Source organism: Actinomadura sp. DC4, assembly GCF_030406325.1.
GTDB lineage: Bacteria > Actinomycetota > Actinomycetes > Streptosporangiales > Streptosporangiaceae > Actinoallomurus.
This window is the reverse complement of the sequence record NZ_JAUEQY010000022.1, coordinates 40653-56350: the sequence shown is the minus strand read 5'-3', so window position 1 is coordinate 56350 and position 15698 is coordinate 40653. Positions and strand designations below refer to the sequence as shown.

The 15698-nt window shown below is 69.8% G+C and carries 15 protein-coding genes; 5 read left to right on the top strand and 10 right to left on the bottom strand.

The window, feature by feature from the left end:
- Positions 1–42 precede the first annotated feature (42 nt).
- The 3 genes from QWU11_RS31240 to QWU11_RS31230 are packed head-to-tail and all read right to left on the bottom strand — an operon-like array spanning position 43 to position 2952.
- Positions 43–1662, bottom strand: a complete 1620-nt coding sequence (locus tag QWU11_RS31240; protein ID WP_290118054.1) for a phospho-sugar mutase — start codon at positions 1660–1662, stop codon at positions 43–45.
- Between the two features lie 10 nt (positions 1663–1672).
- On the bottom strand, positions 1673–2485 hold the full coding sequence (locus QWU11_RS31235) for a purine-nucleoside phosphorylase (protein WP_290118053.1): 813 nt from the start codon (positions 2483–2485) through the stop codon (positions 1673–1675).
- Positions 2486–2499: 14 nt separating this feature from the next.
- A complete protein-coding gene (locus QWU11_RS31230; RefSeq protein WP_290118052.1) occupies positions 2500–2952 on the bottom strand; it encodes a gamma-glutamylcyclotransferase in 453 nt (150 codons plus the stop codon).
- 70 nt (positions 2953–3022) lie between these two features.
- On the opposite strand from QWU11_RS31230, the gene QWU11_RS31225 reads away from it, so the two are divergent.
- The 4 genes from QWU11_RS31225 to QWU11_RS31210 all read left to right on the top strand — a co-directional run bounded on the left by QWU11_RS31225 (position 3023) and on the right by QWU11_RS31210 (position 7074).
- Positions 3023–4408, top strand: a complete 1386-nt coding sequence (locus QWU11_RS31225; RefSeq protein WP_290118051.1) for an NAD(P)H-quinone dehydrogenase — start codon at positions 3023–3025, stop codon at positions 4406–4408.
- A 167-nt stretch (positions 4409–4575) separates the two neighbouring features.
- The gene (locus QWU11_RS31220; protein WP_290118050.1) at positions 4576–4998 is read left to right on the top strand and encodes a hypothetical protein; all 423 of its coding nucleotides are present in this window, start codon (positions 4576–4578) and stop codon (positions 4996–4998) included.
- Positions 4999–5012: 14 nt separating this feature from the next.
- A complete protein-coding gene (locus QWU11_RS31215) occupies positions 5013–5477 on the top strand; it encodes a hypothetical protein (RefSeq protein ID WP_290118049.1) in 465 nt (154 codons plus the stop codon).
- A 34-nt stretch (positions 5478–5511) separates the two neighbouring features.
- Positions 5512–7074: a hypothetical protein gene (locus QWU11_RS31210; protein ID WP_290118048.1), complete on the top strand. Its 1563-nt coding sequence runs from the start codon at positions 5512–5514 to the stop codon at positions 7072–7074.
- A 53-nt stretch (positions 7075–7127) separates the two neighbouring features.
- On the opposite strand, the gene QWU11_RS31205 is transcribed toward QWU11_RS31210, so the two are convergent.
- The 7 genes from QWU11_RS31205 to QWU11_RS31175 all read right to left on the bottom strand — a co-directional run bounded on the left by QWU11_RS31205 (position 7128) and on the right by QWU11_RS31175 (position 14506).
- Entirely contained in the window at positions 7128–7439 is a 312-nt protein-coding gene (locus tag QWU11_RS31205; RefSeq protein WP_290118193.1) for a DUF5313 family protein, read from the bottom strand.
- A 42-nt stretch (positions 7440–7481) separates the two neighbouring features.
- Complete coding sequence (locus tag QWU11_RS31200) at positions 7482–8777, bottom strand: hypothetical protein (protein WP_290118047.1); 1296 nt, start codon at positions 8775–8777, stop codon at positions 7482–7484.
- Positions 8778–8863: 86 nt separating this feature from the next.
- Positions 8864–9943, bottom strand: a complete 1080-nt coding sequence (locus QWU11_RS31195; RefSeq protein ID WP_290118046.1) for a hypothetical protein — start codon at positions 9941–9943, stop codon at positions 8864–8866.
- Positions 9933–11009 carry a hypothetical protein gene (locus tag QWU11_RS31190; protein WP_290118045.1) on the bottom strand — a complete coding sequence of 359 codons (1077 nt, stop codon included), beginning with the start codon at positions 11007–11009 and terminating at the stop codon, positions 9933–9935. Before QWU11_RS31190 ends, QWU11_RS31195 begins: the two co-directional genes overlap by 11 nt.
- Positions 10999–12117 carry a hypothetical protein gene (locus QWU11_RS31185; protein ID WP_290118044.1) on the bottom strand — a complete coding sequence of 373 codons (1119 nt, stop codon included), beginning with the start codon at positions 12115–12117 and terminating at the stop codon, positions 10999–11001. Before QWU11_RS31185 ends, QWU11_RS31190 begins: the two co-directional genes overlap by 11 nt.
- Positions 12114–12746 (bottom strand): hypothetical protein, encoded by a 633-nt coding sequence (locus QWU11_RS31180; RefSeq protein WP_290118043.1) that lies wholly within the window; start codon positions 12744–12746, stop codon positions 12114–12116. The genes QWU11_RS31185 and QWU11_RS31180 overlap by 4 nt, the downstream gene beginning before the upstream one ends.
- A 14-nt stretch (positions 12747–12760) precedes the next feature.
- Positions 12761–14506, bottom strand: coding sequence for a biotin carboxylase N-terminal domain-containing protein (locus QWU11_RS31175; RefSeq protein ID WP_290118042.1), 1746 nt, complete (start codon positions 14504–14506; stop codon positions 12761–12763).
- 679 nt (positions 14507–15185) lie between these two features.
- Here QWU11_RS31175 and QWU11_RS31170 point away from each other — a divergent pair.
- Positions 15186–15587, top strand: coding sequence for a WXG100 family type VII secretion target (locus QWU11_RS31170; RefSeq protein ID WP_290118041.1), 402 nt, complete (start codon positions 15186–15188; stop codon positions 15585–15587).
- Positions 15588–15698: the final 111 nt, after the last annotated feature.

The following is a 15698-nucleotide window of genomic DNA, read 5'->3' as shown; positions in this document are numbered from 1 at the left end:
GGCGGGGTAGCGACCAAAGTCGACGGTCGTCTAGACCGTCGGTCACAGTCTCAGGACGTCCGCGACGGCCTCCCGCAGCGCCGCCAGCTCGGCGGACGCCGCCGCGCGCGCCTCGTCGCCGTCCGCGGGGATCACGACCTCCAGATAGCACTTGAGCTTCGGCTCGGTGCCCGACGGCCGTACGATCACGCGCCCTCCGCCGGACAGGCGCAGCCGAATGACGTCCGCGGGCGGCAGCCCGTCGAGCCCGGAGGCGAGGTCGTCGACCTCGGTCACCGTACGGCCGGCGAGTGAGGACGGGGGCGCCTCGCGCAGCCGCACCATCGCGTCGGAGATCAGCGACAGGTCCTCGACCCGTACGGACAGCTGTGCGGTCGCGTGGAGGCCGTAGCGGCGCGCCTGGTCCTCGAGCAGGTCCAGGAGCGTACGGCCCTCGGCCGCGGCCTCGGCGGCCATGGCGGCCACTGTGAGCGCCGCACCGATGCCGTCCTTGTCGCGTACGGGCACGCCCTCGTCGCCGCCGACGCAGTAGCCCAGGGCCTCCTCGTAGCCGTACACGAGCCGGTCGCGGTCCGTGCCGGCCTTCATGATCCATTTGAAGCCGGTGAGCGTCTCGGCGTGCCGTACGCCGTAGGCCTCGGCGATCTTGCCCAGCAGGGACGAGGAGACGATCGTCGTGGCGACGAGCCGGTCCGCGCCGTCGGTGTGCCGCAGGACGTACTCCGCGAGCAGCCCCCCGACCTCGTCCCCGGTCAGCATCCGGCCGCCGGCCGCCACCGCGCACCGGTCGGCGTCGGGGTCGTTCGCGATCACCAGGTCGCGGCCCTTGCCGAGGGCGAGCGCCAGGTCCATGGCGCCGGGCTCCTCCGGGTTCGGAAACGACACCGTCGGGAAGTCCGGATCCGGGGTGAACTGCTCGGGGACGACCTCCGGCGGGGCGAAACCGCACCACTCGAACGCCCGCAGCAGCACCTCGCCGCCCACGCCGTGCAGCGGCGTGTACGCGGCCGTCACCTCGCGTGCGGTCCCCAGCGGCAGCCGGGCCAGCGAACGCAGGTAGGACTCCACGATCGACTCGTCCAGGACCTCCCAGCCGGTGCCCAGCGGGAGCTCGTCCACCCGGCCCACCGCGTCGATCGCGGTGGAGATCTCCTCGTCGAGCGGCGGGATGATCTGCGCGCCGTCCTGCCAGTAGACCTTGTACCCGTTGTCCCGCGGCGGGTTGTGGCTGGCCGTGACCATGATCCCGGCGGCGCAGCCGAGGTGGCGCACGGCGTACGCGAGGACGGGCGTCGGCAGGGTCCGCGGCATGAGATAGACGCTGATGCCGGCGCCGCTGAGCACCGCGGCGGAGTCTTCGGCGAAGACGTCGGACTTGTGCCGCGCGTCGTAGCCGATCACCACGGACGGGGCGGAGGCCAGGTCGTCGCGGTCGGTGAGCACCGCGGCCAGGCCTGCCGCGGCGCGTTTGACCGTGACGCGGTTCATGCGGTTCGGCCCCGCGCCGAGCTCGCCGCGCAGGCCCGCGGTGCCGAACTCCAGCTTGGCCCCGAACCGGTCGGCCAGCGCCTCCGGGTCATCGAGGAGCGCGCGCAACTCCGTACGCGTCTCCGGGTCCGGGTCCTGCTCCAGCCACTTTTCGGCCCGCGCCCTGTCGCTCACCACGTCTCCCTCAAAGGCTCTTGACGAGTTCGCCGAGTAGCCCGCCCATGCGCGTCGCGGCGGCCCGGCCGGCCTCCAGCACCTCCTGGTGGTCCAGAGGCCGCCCGGCGAGCCCGGCGGCGATGTTGGTCACGAGGGAGATACCCAGAACGTCGGCGCCGCCCTCGCGCGCCGCGATCGTCTCCGGAACGGTCGACATGCCGACGAGGTCCGCGCCGAGCGTCCGCAGCATCCGGATCTCCGCCGGAGTCTCGTACGACGGGCCCGGCAGCGCGGCGTACACGCCCTCGGCGAGCGAGGGGTCGATCTTCTTGGCGAGCTCGCGCAGCGCGGGGGAGTACGCCTCGGTGAGGTCCGTGAAGGTGGGGCCGCTGATCGGGTTGTGCCCGGTGAGGTTCAGGTGGTCGGAGATGAGTACCGGGTCGCCCACCTTCTGCCACTCCGGGCGGGTGCCGCCCGCGGCGTTGGTGAGCACGACCGTCGTGACACCCGCCGCCAGCGCCGTACGGACGCCGTGGACGACCGCCGCGGGCCCGTGGCCCTCGTACAGGTGCGTACGGCCGAGGAAGATCAGTGCGCGCTTCGCGCCGACCTCGACCACCCTGATCCGCCCGTGGTGGCCGGGAACGGCCGGTGGCGCGAACCCGGGCAGCTCGGTCATGGGCACCTCCACCGCGTGCGTACCGAGCGCGTCGGCGGCCGGGAGCCAGCCCGAACCCATGACGAGGGCGACGTCGAAGGAGTCGGCGGAGGCGCGTTCCCGCAAGTCATCGGCTGCGGAACGGGCGAGGTCGTAGGCGTCGTTGCTCACAACCGCCCACATTACCGGCGGTTCGGTCAGTCGCCGAGCGAGCGGCAGGGCCGCGTACGCAGGTCCTTCACGTAGTCGTCGGGCGCCCCGGCCTTCTCCGCCGCGTCGGCGAGGATGCCGAGGTAGCGGGCCGAGGGCAGTCCGCCCTCGTAGTCGTCGAGGACGTAGAGCCAGGCGAGCACGTCGCCGTCGAGGGTGGCGACGCGTACGCGGATCTTGCGGTAGACGCCGAGCCCGGCGCCCTCCCACTCGTCCAGCGCCTGTTCGTCCAGGTCCGGGACGTCGTAGAGCACGACGAAGACGTGCTCGTCGCCGGCCTCGGCGACGGTCGCGAGAGCGCCCTCGAAGCCGAGCCCCTCGCCGCCGAAGGTCAACCGCCAGTCCTGCAGCCACCCGGTGGTGCGCAGGGGCGAATGCGGAGCCCGCTGCGCCATCTGGTCGGGATCCATGTTGGAGGCGTACGCCGCATACAAGGCCACGGTCGCCCAGCGTACGGCCTGTACGGGCGTGGCGGCACGTTAACTCCCGGAGTGCGGGAGAATGAAGCATGTGACACGCATAGCCATCATCGGAGGGGGCCCGGGCGGCTACGAGGCCGCTCTCGTCGCCGCACAACTGGGCGCCGACGTGACCGTCGTCGAACGCGACGGCCCCGGAGGTGCGTGTGTGCTGACCGACTGTGTGCCCTCGAAAACACTGATCGCGACCTCGACCCGCATGGCGACCCTCTCGGAGTCCGCCTCGCTGGGCGTCCGGTTCTCCGGCGGAGCCGACGGCATCGTCGGCGGCCTGGAGGTCGACCTCCCGCTCGTCAACAAACGGGTCCGCGAGCTCGCCTGGGCCCAGTCCGCCGACATCGAGGAGCGGGTCTCCGCCGAGGGCGTACGCATCGTCCACGGCGAGGCGCGCTTCGTCGACCCGCAGATCGTGGCCGTCGGAGACGAGCGCATCCAGTCCGACATCGTCCTGGTCGCCACCGGCGCGACCCCGCGAGAGCTCCCCGGCTCCGAGCCGGACGGCGAGCGCATCCTCAACTGGCGCCAGCTCTATGACCTGTCCGAGCTGCCCGAACACCTGATCGTGGTCGGCTCGGGAGTGACCGGCGCCGAGTTCGCCGGCGCGTACCTCGCCCTCGGCTCACGGGTGACCCTGGTGTCCTCCCGCGACCACGTGCTGCCCAACGAGGACGAGGACGCCGCCCGCGTGCTGGAAGACGTCTTCCAGCGGCGCGGCATGGAACTGCTGGCCCGCTCACGCGCGGCCGGCGTGCGGCGCGTACCGGGCGGGGTCGAGGTGACTCTCACCGATGGCCGCAAGGTCGAGGGCTCCCACTGCCTCATGACCGTCGGCATGGTCCCCAACACGCAGGGCATGGGCTTGGAGGAGGCCGGCGTACGCCTGGACGAGCGCGGTTTCGTGCGGGTCGACAAGGTCTCCCGTACGTCGGCGGCCCACGTGTACGCGGCGGGCGACTGCACCGGGGTGCTGATGCTGGCCTCGGTCGCGGCGATGCAGGGCCGCATCGCGATGTGGCACGCGCTGGGCGAGGCCGTACAGCCGCTGAAGCAGGGCTGGGTGTCCGCGAACATCTTCACCGACCCCGAGGTCGCCGCGGTCGGCGTGACCCAGGCCCAGATCGACTCGGGCGAGGTCCCGGCGCGCATCGTGAAGCTGCCGCTGTCCACGAACCCGCGCGCGAAGATGCAGGGCTTCCTGGACGGCTTCGTGAAACTGTTCTGCCGCCCGGCGACGGGCATCGTGCTGGGCGGAGTGATCGTGGCGCCCCGGGCGAGCGAACTGATCCTGGGCCTGTCGATGGCCGTCCAGCAACACCTGACGGTCGACCAGGTCGCGCATACGTTCGCGGTGTATCCGTCGGTGTCCGGCAGCATCACGGAGGCCGCCCGCCGCCTGATGCAGGAGTCCGCCTACTAGCTCCCGCGAGCGGTCACCGGAATAGGTCTCGGCCCGCTATTGCGGACGGGCCCCGCCGTCTTTTCGGCGCATATCGGTCACCATAGGGGAACACTCTGAAAGAACGGTACGTCTAAGCTGGACCCGGCTGACGATCACGGCGGCGGGACCGTGACGGGGGTGGGCTGATGACGCCGGACGAAATACGACGGTTGGCGGGCGATCTGGCATGGAGTGCTGATCGCCTTCGCGGTGTGACCGCCGCAGTCGAAAAACAAAGCGAGCAGACCACGTGGAACGGCGGAGCGCGCAGGAGGTTCGACGCGGAACTCGGCACGCACCTCGCGTCTGCCCGGAGGCTCAACAAGTCCGTGTCCGCCTGTGCCGCGGAGTTGAAACGCGCCGCCGGCCGGCTTGACCACGTACTCCAGGGTCTGCGCGCCGACGAACGTGATGTCCGGAGCGCGTACGAGGGCTATCTGAAGGGGCGAGGAGTCACCGGCTCGAACGCGCTGTACGCCATCCGACGTCTCCCGCCCTCCCTCGACCCTCAGTGGGCGCAGCTCGCTCACACGGTTCTGGGCCGGAGCCACACACAGGGGTATTTGTGAGCGGTATTCGGGCCATGAGCGTGGCCGTTGTTCTCGCCGGGACCCTCACGGCCTGCGGATCGGGCTCCGACGTGGGCGCGAGCCCGTGCAAACTGATCACAAAGGCCGACGTGCAAAAGACCATCAGCGGCATGGTGGCGAAAGAACCATCAGAGAACGGTGGAAAGGGCTATCGCGGCTGCTCGTACGGTGACGCCAAGCCGGCCTCAAGCTATTACGTGGACATTTTGGTCGACTGGCACGCCGGTCGCGCGGGCTTCAACGGCGAGCGCAAGGCCGCGATGGCGAAAACCGGCAGCGTCGTACGGGCGATCGATGGTGTCGGCGACGAGGCCTTCAGCTACGTGGCCCCCGGTGGTTTCTCGACCGGAGCGGTCGAGGCCCGCAGAGGCTCCGTCACCGTGAGGGTCTCGGTGACCGCGGACGATCCGGTGCGTTACTCGAAGGAGTTCGTCGAGATCGCCTTGAGACGGCTCTGACATGTGAAGGCGGACCATGAAGATCATCTGGGACATGGACGACCTGGTGTCCTTCGCGAAGGTTCTCAAGGACAACGCGACCGGGCTGAACCGGGACCTGACCGCACAGCTTCCCAAGGAACTGGCCCGGCTGGCAGAGGCGGAAACGACGCTCCGCCGGTACAAGATCTCTCTGAGGACGGCCCAGGCCGCCCGAGAGACGGCCGGCCGTACTCCCGTCGGCTCGATCGCGACAGAACTCGACCAGGCAGGACGGAAGGTCACCGGCCTGCACGACCTCTTGGCCCGTTTCGAGAGGGAGGCGGAGCTTCAGGCGGGGCGAATCTGGTCGCCGCTCACGGGCGCCCGGAAGGCCGAGTTGCATCAACGGATGGAGCGTCTGCTCGACAACCCGCGAGCGATCAAGCTCGCTGAGCTGGAGGCTCAGGTCGATCAGGACATCTCACTTGACCCGGGCAAGCAGGCGAACGACGTTCGGCGGTGGCTGGAGCAAAATGTCCCAGACGCGGGTACGCGACTCTGGCTGATAGTGAACCTGCCCAAGGCGGCGCAACTGCTGTCCGAGAACGCGGATGACTCCGATCCGGCTCTGAAGAGATTCACGGCCATCACGACGATGCCGACAAAGGTCTTCGCGGACAACTGGAAGAAGCTGTCGCTGGATCAGCAGCTGTGGTTCGCCACCGCGTACCCCTCGGTCGTCGGTGGTATGGCCGGAGCCCCCGCCGAACTGCGCGGACTCGCCAACCGGATAGGCCTGGTCGGCTACCACGAAAAGCTCATGGGACAGCTCGGCGACTCCCAGAGCGGTGTCGGGTACAAGCTCTATCCACGTGACGAGGCCTCGGTGAAGTTGCGCATAGCGGCGATCGAGAAGCTTCTCGCCTCGCCCGCCGGGTTCCGTGTCCTGGACTTCGAGCAGACGGACACGATGACGCCTTTCAAGGTCACGCTCAACGGAAGCCGGTCGAGCGCGGACACGCCGAAGCTCGGGGACCTCCTGCAGCGTCTCAACGACGTCGGCGAAGACACCGGAGACGCCCACGAGCGTTCGTCCGCCATGCTGGAATCGCTCGCCATTTACGCGAACAGCAAGGATCCGGAGGTGGCGAAGTTCGCTCGACAGTTGGAGAGTCAGCTACGAGGCCACACGACATTCACGCCCGAGGACATCGAGCGTTTCGCCAAGCTGGAGACGCCGCTTGCGGTGATCAAAGCCGTCATCGACGCGTCCGACCAGGTGATGAACGAGAAACGTCCCGTTCCTGAGGCGCTCATCCGGGCGAGCGTGGCGGAGGGCGTCGACCTCGCGGCGGGTGCCGCGGCGACCGCGGGTTGCAGTGCCGTCGTCGCGGAGACCGGCGCGGGTGAGATCGTGTGTCCCTTCGTCGGAGTGGCCGCGTCGGGCCTGGCAGGCGATATCTGGGAGGGCGCCACCAAGGGCGACGCCTTGGCGGACGTCCCGGGAGACGCGGGGTCCAAAGATCCGGCGATCGTGTTCACCGAGGAGCATTACCGGGCCCGTGAGCACGGTGTCTACAGCACTCCCCCGCCGCCGACGGGTGGGCGGCCGATCTCCGGCCAGTTCCCGCACTGACCCCCACGCGCCAGTCGGACGCCGGCTCTGTCCACAGGTTGTGGATGAACGGCTCAGTACGGTGGATGACCCTGCTGGGGCTCGTCCGGCATCGGCAGGCCGTGCTGGCGTAGGCGGGCTCGGCGGATCTCCGAAGAGTGGATCGCGACCACGAACGTGCTGCTCAGCAAGGCCAGCGCTCCCACCGCCACGCGGATGCCCCACTCCGCCGGCAGCAGGCCCAGCAGCACGCACAAGGGCACCATCAACGTGAGGTGGCGGGCCATCATGCGGCCGCGCCACCCCGCGTCGGTAAGGTCGTGCCGGACCCAGCCGTGGTTTTCCACCGGTAGCCGGAGGCCCACCGCGTACCGAAAATGTCGCAGGACGCCCGGGTCACCGGGCAGCCGGGTCAGCGGGGACCTCGCTTACCAGTCGCCTCCGCCGCCGAAGTCTCCGCCGCCGCCGTCGAAGCCGCCGAAGTCGCCGCCCCCGATGTCGAAGCCGCTGTCGCCTCCGCCGCCGAAGTCGCCTCCGCCGTCGCTGAACCCGCCGCCGCCATAATCGCCGCCATACCCACCGTGGCCCCAGCCACCACTGAACATCGAGCCGAGCGCGGTGCCGATGAGGATGCCGCCGAGCATGTCGCCGCCGCCGAAGCCGGAGTAGTACCCGCCCGCGTACGGCGCGTACGCCGGGCCGGCGTCCCAGTACGGCCGCTGGTAGCCGCCGACCGTCACCAGCCGCGCGTCCGGGTCCTGGCCCGACAGCACCCGCTGCGCGTCGGCGGCGCAGGCGGGCACCGAACGCGGTGCGCCGCCCGGAGGCGCCCAGGACACGTCCTGGACCGACGGGCCGTGCTGCGGGTTGAAGAAGCAGGGGGCGCGCCGCTCGGGCACCGGCCGGCCGTCGACCCGCGCGCGTACGGCGGTCATGAAGTAACGGCCGTCCTCCAGCGCGGTCGTGACCTGGCGCATGTCCTCCGGCCTGCGGGCCGCGTCGACCGCCGCCTTGGAGCGGTCGTAGGAGTCCATGGCCTTCTGGTAGTCATCGCGTGCGGCCGGGTCGAGGTCCGGGTCCATCACGTTGAGGTTGAGCGCGGAGATGTCCTCGCCGAGGCGCGTGACGTCCTCGTACACGCTCTCCTTCAGCTCGGCCAGCTCCCGCTCCTTGCGCTGCTTGCGGCGACGGGACACGACGATGATCACGACGACCACGCCGACGGCGATCAGCAGCAGGATGAAGAGCAGGATCAGACCGCCCATGACGTTGCTGGACTTCTTGTCCTTGAGCGCCTTGTCGAAGTTCTTGTCCAGGTTGAGCAGGAGGCCCTTGAGGTCCGAGGACTGCCCGCGCGACTGCGCGACGAGGTCGCTGATCTTGCTGCTGCCCAGACCCTCGTGGGAGCCCGCGACGACCTTGGAGCCCTTGCCGTCGAGCATGATCAGGGTGCCCTTGCGGCCGAGGGCGCGGTCGAGCTGGGTCAGGCCCGCGGAGTTCACGCGCTCGGTCTTCACGATCGCGATGCGGATCGTGGAGTCGTCGTCCTTCAGCGCACTGACCACCGCCTGCTGGTCACCGGACGACATCGTGGCGCCGGCGTCCTGGGACAGGTAGAAGCGCTGGGACTTCAGGCCCTGGACCACGCTGTTGAACGGGTCCGCGCCGGCTGGGGACATGAATGCGAAAAGGACGATCGCTGCCAGCACGGCGGGGATCGTCATACGGCGTATCTTCATGTGGCCTTCATGGTGGTCAGTTTTTGCCTTTGTTTTAACGTGGGACGAACCGCTGGGCCGGTTGGTTCCGGTCAGGCGCGACGGAGATCGCCGCGCAGCACCCGCTGCACCAGGTCCCCCCTGATCTGACCGTAGCCGGTGGTAGCCCACACGCTACGCGCTGGATCCACCTCGTAGTAAGGCGTCGCGCCATCTCTTAGCACGTCAGGAGTCTTACGCGCTCGTACGGCCCGCGCGCACGCCCCGCAGGCGCGTACGGTCAGCCGCTCACGGCCGCCGACCGCGCGCCAGCGCACCGCGACCGGCCCGTCGCCGTGCAGCGGGTTGAAGAAGCACAGCGGGGTCGGCTCCTGCCCTCCCGCCGCGTCGCCGCCCATGTCGACGAGGACGAGGACCCCGGCCAGGTCCGGCACCGTACGGGCCGCGTCCAGGGCCTTCCCGGCCGCGCTGTACGCGTCGAGGGCCTCGCGCAGGCCGGGGGTGTCGTCGGGCTTGTCCTCCAGCGCCTCGCCGAGCCTGACCAGCTCCGCCTCGGCGCGCTCGCGGAGTTCGGCCGTCGTCCGCGCGCCGGTCAGCGCGGGGCGCGGTCGTGGCACGCGTCGTTGCCGCCACACCAGCAGTCCCGCGACGGCGGCCACCGCCACCGCCGCCCCGCCCCCGAGGCCGTACGCCAGGGAATGCCCGCCACCACCGGGACTCTCGTTCCGTATCCGCCGGTCGAGCGCGTCGGACTGCTCCTGGTACACGGCGTGCGCCCGGCCCGAGGTGATCAACTCGACGCACCGGGTCAGCCGGTCCGTGAGCGACGCGCTGTCCATCGCCGGGTCGAGGTTGACCGCCCCGGCGGCGTCGATGGAGTCCCGGTCGACGCCGTACTCCCGCGCGGCGATCTCGTTCGACGAGCCCTCGTCCAGGGTCAGGTAGACGCCGTCGCGCCGCATCCGGCCGTGCACGGCGTCGGCGAGATGCTCGGCGTCGGGCCACGCGCCGCCGGCCACCAGCGGGACGATCACCGCGAAGACCGGGACCGGGGCGGACCGGATCGCCTGCAGCAGCCGTTCGGGGGCCGGCAGGGCGGAGGCCATCGACGGCGTGACGTAGACCGGTGACCTGCGCAGCGACGCCGCGATCCGGGTCAGCTCACTCGCCACGGACGCTCCCGACCAGGTCGCCGAACTGGCCGTAACCGGTCCGCGCCCACGGCGTCGCGGCCTCGTAGTACGGGCGGCCGCGGTCGAGGACGACGTCCGGGGCCCGCCGGTCGCGTACCGCCTTCGCGCACGCCGCGCACACCCGTACCTCCAGCCTCGGCCGCGTCCCCGGCGCGCGCCAGTGCACGGTGATCGTGCCGTCTCCGTGCCGGGGGTCGAAGTAACACAGCGGCGGCCCGCCCCTGGCCGCCTGGATGAGCGCGAGCACCCCCGCGAGGTCGGCGGTCGAGCGCGCCCGGTCGAGGGTACGGCTCGCGGCGTCATACGCGTCAAGGGCCGCGTCCAGGGCCTGCTCGCCGCCGTCGAGCGACTCGCCGAGCGCGATCAGGTCGCGTTCGGCACGGGCGCGCAGGTCGTCGTCGCCCGCCTCCAGCGCGGTGCCGAACACCGTACGGGGCAGGCGGAGCGCCTCCATGGCGGCGCGAGCCCGCCGGCGGCGCAGCCACACGAGGCCGCCCACGATCGCCGCGACCCCGGCCACCGCGGCGGGGACGCCGATCGTGAGGTCGCCGTGCCCGCCGGCGCGGTGCGCGACCGGGCGGGGCGCGGGACGCGGCGGGAACTCAGTGTCCTTGGCCTTCGTGTACGCCGCCGAGCCCTGGCCGGTGGCGATCAGGTCGACGCAGCGGCCGAGGCGCGCGGCCAGGGTGGTGTGCCCCTTCTCGTACGAGACGGCCCATCCGGCGTCGCGTGCGTTCTGCTGTTCCTCGTCGGTTCCGCCGTACCTGACGACGTCGAACACGTCGTCGAAGTCCGCGTCGAACGTGACGTACGCCCCGTCGCGCCCGAGATGGGACTGTACGACCGTGGTGACCTGCTCCGAGCTCTGCCAGGTGCTGCCGGCCACGATCGGCACCAGCACGACGTAGATCCGAACGGGCGAACGTTCGATCCGCCGCTCCAGCGCGGCACGCCGGGCCGTGGGCAGCGCGCTCGCGTACGCCGGGTCCACGTACAGCGGATCGCGGCGCAGCGCGGCGGCGATCGTCGCTCCGTCACTCGACACCGAGATACTCCAGTACGCGTTCGGGCAGGTCCCTGGGCCGTCCCCGGATCTTCTCCCACAGTCCGGGCGCCTGATAGTACGGGCGCCGCTGCCCGTCGATCTCCAGCGTGAGCGGGCGGCGATGGCCGTCGCGTACGCACACCGCGCACAGCGGCCGCTTGGCCTGCGCCAGGCCGGCCAGCACGGTCCGTACGCTCCGCTCGGCGGTGCCGTGCAGCGGGTTGGCCATGCAGCGCGCCGGCGGATCGGCGGTCTCGTGCCGCAGCGCGTCCTGCCCGTCGAGCGCCAGCACGACGACGCCGAACACGCTCCCCGGGTCCGTCTTCTCGTCGTGCAGCAGCTTGGCGGCGTCGTAGTCGGCCATCGCCCGGGTGAAGCCGGGGTTGTCGCCCGCCGCGGAGCCGATCGCGCGCGCCAGCCGTACGAGCTCGGCCCGGGCCGTACGCCGCAGCCGCCGCGGCCCGAGCGTGGCGGGGCGCCTCGAGCGCACCGCGAGTAGGAGGGCGCGGACGCATCGGTACACGAACCAGAGGACGGTCAGCACCAGGCCGCTCGCCAGCAGCGAGGGGAAGAACGCGCTGACGAACCGTCCGGTCACCCCGTCCTTCTGCCCGGCCGGGGACACGGGAGGACGGGGCGTGAGCGGGTTGGAGGGCTTGCCCGCCGGGGAGTGGGCGAACGCGTCGATGACGTCGTGCAGCTTCTTCGGCAGCGGCTTGTCGCTCGCCATCAGCGCGTAGTCCAGCTCGTCGTCGCGCGGCACCTGGTAGGAGTCCCACTCGAGGCTGCCGCGCTGGTCGGCGATCATGTAGATGCCGTTCCGGCCGAGACGCCGGTGCAGCAGGTAGGCGAGGTAGTCACCGCTCCCGGCCGACTCGTCGTCGGACAGCAGGGGTACGGCGACGAGGTAGATGGGGACGCCCGCCGCGGCGATCTGCTTGCTCAGCGCCGTACGGTCGCGGGCGTCGAGCAGGTACGACACGTCCGGGTCGACGAAGACGGGCGACTGACGCAGCGCGGCGGTGATCCGGTCGACGCGGTCGGCGGCGTGTGCCGGGGTGGCGGTGAGGATCGCCGTGAGCATCAGCCCGGCCGCTAGGCGCTTCACCGTTTCCGCCGCCGTCGCGTGCGGATTCCGATCGCCGTCGCGAGGAGCAGGGCGACGGCCATCCCGGAGTAGACGCCGGCCTGTTCGGCGAGGTCGTTGTCGTCGCCCGCCTCGGAGTACGGCTTGGGCTCCCAGCCGTGCTGGCTCTTGGCGTACACCTTCTCGTAGCGCTGCTGCGCCTGACCGGAGCGGATGTCGTCCACGAACCGCTCGACGGCCCGCGCGGCGCCCGCGTTGTACGGCTGGGAGAAGGTGACCTCGCGCTCGGCGGCCTGCAGGGGGAGGTTCTCGCCGAACTGCTCCGCGGTCACGCCGATCCCGGTCGACGGAACGACGATGTACACGCCGTTCTCACCGAGCTTGTCGTGCAGCAGGGCGATCAGCCGGTCGGGTGCGCCCTGCGGGTCGCGCGACTGGTCGCCGTCGACGACCACGGCGGCGTACGTCTTCACCGGCATGCGCTTGACCGCCGCGCGGATCCGTGCGGCGTCCGCCGGCGTGATGGCGCGCGGCGCCTCGTCGGTGATGAAGACCGGGTCGTGGGCGAGCTGGCCGGCGATGTAGTCGGCCCTGGTGGTCACGGGGGGCGATGCCGTCACGATCAACGCCATCAGGAGACTTCGGAGCATTCCGCTCCTCTCGCTCAGGCGTCTTTGATCTCGCAGATCACCGCACCGCTGGAGACGGTCTGGCCGACCTCGGCGTTCAGCCCGCTGACCGTACCGGCCTTGTGCGCGGTGAGCGGCTGCTCCATCTTCATGGCCTCGAGGACGACGATCGGGTCGCCCGCGGCGACGGTGGCCCCGTCTTCGGCGACGAGCTTCACGATCGTGCCCTGCATGGGGCTGACGAGGGCGTCGCCGCCGGCCTGACGCGCCCCGGACTGCTGCCCGCTCCGCCGCTTGGCGGGCGTCTTGGCGTTTGTCGTGGACTGCGCGCCGAGCCCGGCGGGCAACACGACCTCGATGCGCTTGCCGCCGACCTCGACGGTGACCTTCTCGCGCTCGCCGGGCTCATCGCCGTCGCCCTCACCCGCGTACGGCTCGATGGTGTTGTCGAACTCGGTCTCGATCCACCGGGTGTGCACCCGGAACGGCTCGTCGGTGAAGGCCGGATCCTCGACGACGACCCGGTGGAAGGGGATGACGGTGGGCATGCCGTCGACCTGGAACTCCTTGAGCGCACGCCGCGACCGCTGCAACGCCTCGTTCCGGTCGGCCCCGGTGACGACCAGCTTGGCGATCATCGAGTCGTACATCTGCGGAACGGTCATGCCCTGCACGAACCCGGTGTCGAGCCGCACGCCGGGCCCGCTGGGCGGAGACCAGGTCCTGATGGTTCCGGACGCGGGCAGGAAGTTACGCCCGGCGTCCTCGGCGTTGATCCGAAACTCGAAGGAGTGCCCGCGCAGCCGGGGGTCGCCGTACCCGATGGTCTCGCCCTGGGCGATCCGGAACTGCTCGCGTACGAGGTCGACGCCGGCGACCTCCTCGGTCACGGGATGCTCGACCTGAAGCCGGGTGTTGACCTCGAGGAACGAAATGGTGCCGTCCTGGCCGACGAGGAACTCACACGTGCCCGCGCCGACGTACCCCGCCTCTTTGAGGATGGCCTTGGAACTCGTGTAGAGCGTCTGCATCTGCTCGTCGGTGAGGAACGGAGCCGGCGCCTCTTCGACGAGCTTCTGGTGGCGGCGCTGTAGAGAGCAGTCGCGGGTGGAGACGACGACGACGTTGCCCTCGTGGTCGGCGAGACACTGGGTCTCGACGTGCCGGGGCCGGTCGAGGTACCGCTCGACGAAGCACTCTCCGCGGCCGAACGACGCGACGGCCTCGCGTACGGCGGACTCGTAGAGCTCGGGCACCTCTTCGAGGGTGCGGGCGACCTTGAGCCCACGCCCACCACCGCCGAAGGCCGCCTTGATGGCGATCGGCAGCCCGTGCTCCTGGGCGAACTTCACGACCTCGTCGGCGCTCTCGACGGGATCTTTGGTCCCGGCGACGAGGGGAGCCCCGACCTTCTGCGCGATATGCCGGGCCTGAACCTTGTCCCCGAGCGCTTGGATCGCGGAGGGCGGCGGCCCGATCCAGGTGAGCCCGGCGTCGATGACGGCCGCGGCGAAGTCGGAGTTCTCGGCGAGGAAGCCGTAGCCTGGGTGAACGGCGTCGGCACCGCTGGTCTTAGCGACGTTGAGCAGCTTCTCGATGTCGAGGTAGCTCTCAGCGGCGGACTGCCCACCTAGGGCGTACGCCTCGTCGGCGACCTGCACGTGCAACCCGTCGAGATCTGGCTCGGAGTAGACCGCGACGCTATTGAGCCCCGCGTCCGTACAGGCCCGTGCGATCCGGACTGCGATCTCACCCCGGTTAGCGATCATGACCTTTCGCACGTGCGACTCCTCACTCTTGCCGATCGAACAGAGTCTAGGCAAGACGCATCCACCCATCGTCAATGCCTACCGGGTTGTCAGGCTTCGCCTACCTTGCTCTACTCCTGCCAGACATTGGCCGGCCGTGCGAGCAGTCACTTCGCCGTCGGTACGGCAGTGGGTGAGCGTCTGTGGGGACAACCTCGACACGTGCCACGGACCAGACGCGGTCGCTCCACGATGGCAGGCGGACTCGCGGTGACACCGCTTCGCACCCCTAGACGTCCCCGAGAAGCTGTTGATCATCTGACCGTACGTCCCGATAGGCGTAATAGGTAATTTCGGCATCTAGTAGGACTGGTATGTCATGTCACGTTAACGATCATGTCAGGCGCGGATGTGCAGGTCAGTGTGCGGATCGGGATGTGGGGAGTGTTACAGCAAGTGCGTCGGTCATTTAATTGGCTGTGCAACCTAGAAAACAAACCTAAAGAGACGTTAAGGTACCTGCGGGGACGATCACACCTCTCCCATCGGTGGGTCGGTGTCGATCAACCTGGCGGGTGACCGGCCGCGAGTGAGACGCCTGACGGGGACGGGCGCTTCGCGATGAGTGCCGTAGGTACCGCCCGCCATAGAACGGTTAATGCGTCTGGGGGGACGATGGTCAGCAGGCGACGTCGGCGGATCGTGCGGTGCGGTGCCGATCCCTCCTTTCCCGTATCGCATCTCCCCTGGAGACTTCTGGCCGTCCGGCGTGCAGGCTCTTGTCGCGAGGCGGCAGGCTGCGCCTGACAATTTCCCGGATAAAACAACCAAGGAAGGGTCGCGTATGTCCGACGTAATCGGTGGCAGTCCAGAGCAAATGCAGCAGCTCGCCCGGATCTTCGGCAAGCACTCACAGGGCCTCCAGGCACTGATCAAAGACCTGAACGGTCACACCGTCAACAGCGACGCGATCTGGAAGGGCGATCACGCCACCAAGTTCCGCGCGTCCTGGCAAGAAGCCAAGGCGTCGTTCGACAAGATGGCGGCGGCGTTGCAGGAGGCCGACCGCTTCATCAAGTCCAAGGCCCAAAGCCTCGACCAGTGGCAGCACTGACGTTGACGTGCGCATACTCCGGGTCCTGATCATCCGTGGTCAGGACCCGGGGGCGTCAATGATGGGTCGCCTTCCCATCTACATATCCGACTGCGGGAGTCGAGGTTGCCG

Coding starts and splice junctions, on each gene's coding strand:
- QWU11_RS31235 (WP_290118053.1), bottom strand. CDS start 2,485: ATGTGGGCGGTTGTGAGCAACGACGCCTACGACCTCGCCCGTTCCGCA.
- QWU11_RS31220 (WP_290118050.1), top strand. CDS start 4,576: ATGACGCCGGACGAAATACGACGGTTGGCGGGCGATCTGGCATGGAGT.
- QWU11_RS31215 (WP_290118049.1), top strand. CDS start 5,013: ATGAGCGTGGCCGTTGTTCTCGCCGGGACCCTCACGGCCTGCGGATCG.
- QWU11_RS31210 (WP_290118048.1), top strand. CDS start 5,512: ATGGACGACCTGGTGTCCTTCGCGAAGGTTCTCAAGGACAACGCGACC.
- QWU11_RS31200 (WP_290118047.1), bottom strand. CDS start 8,777: ATGACGATCCCCGCCGTGCTGGCAGCGATCGTCCTTTTCGCATTCATG.
- QWU11_RS31180 (WP_290118043.1), bottom strand. CDS start 12,746: ATGCTCCGAAGTCTCCTGATGGCGTTGATCGTGACGGCATCGCCCCCC.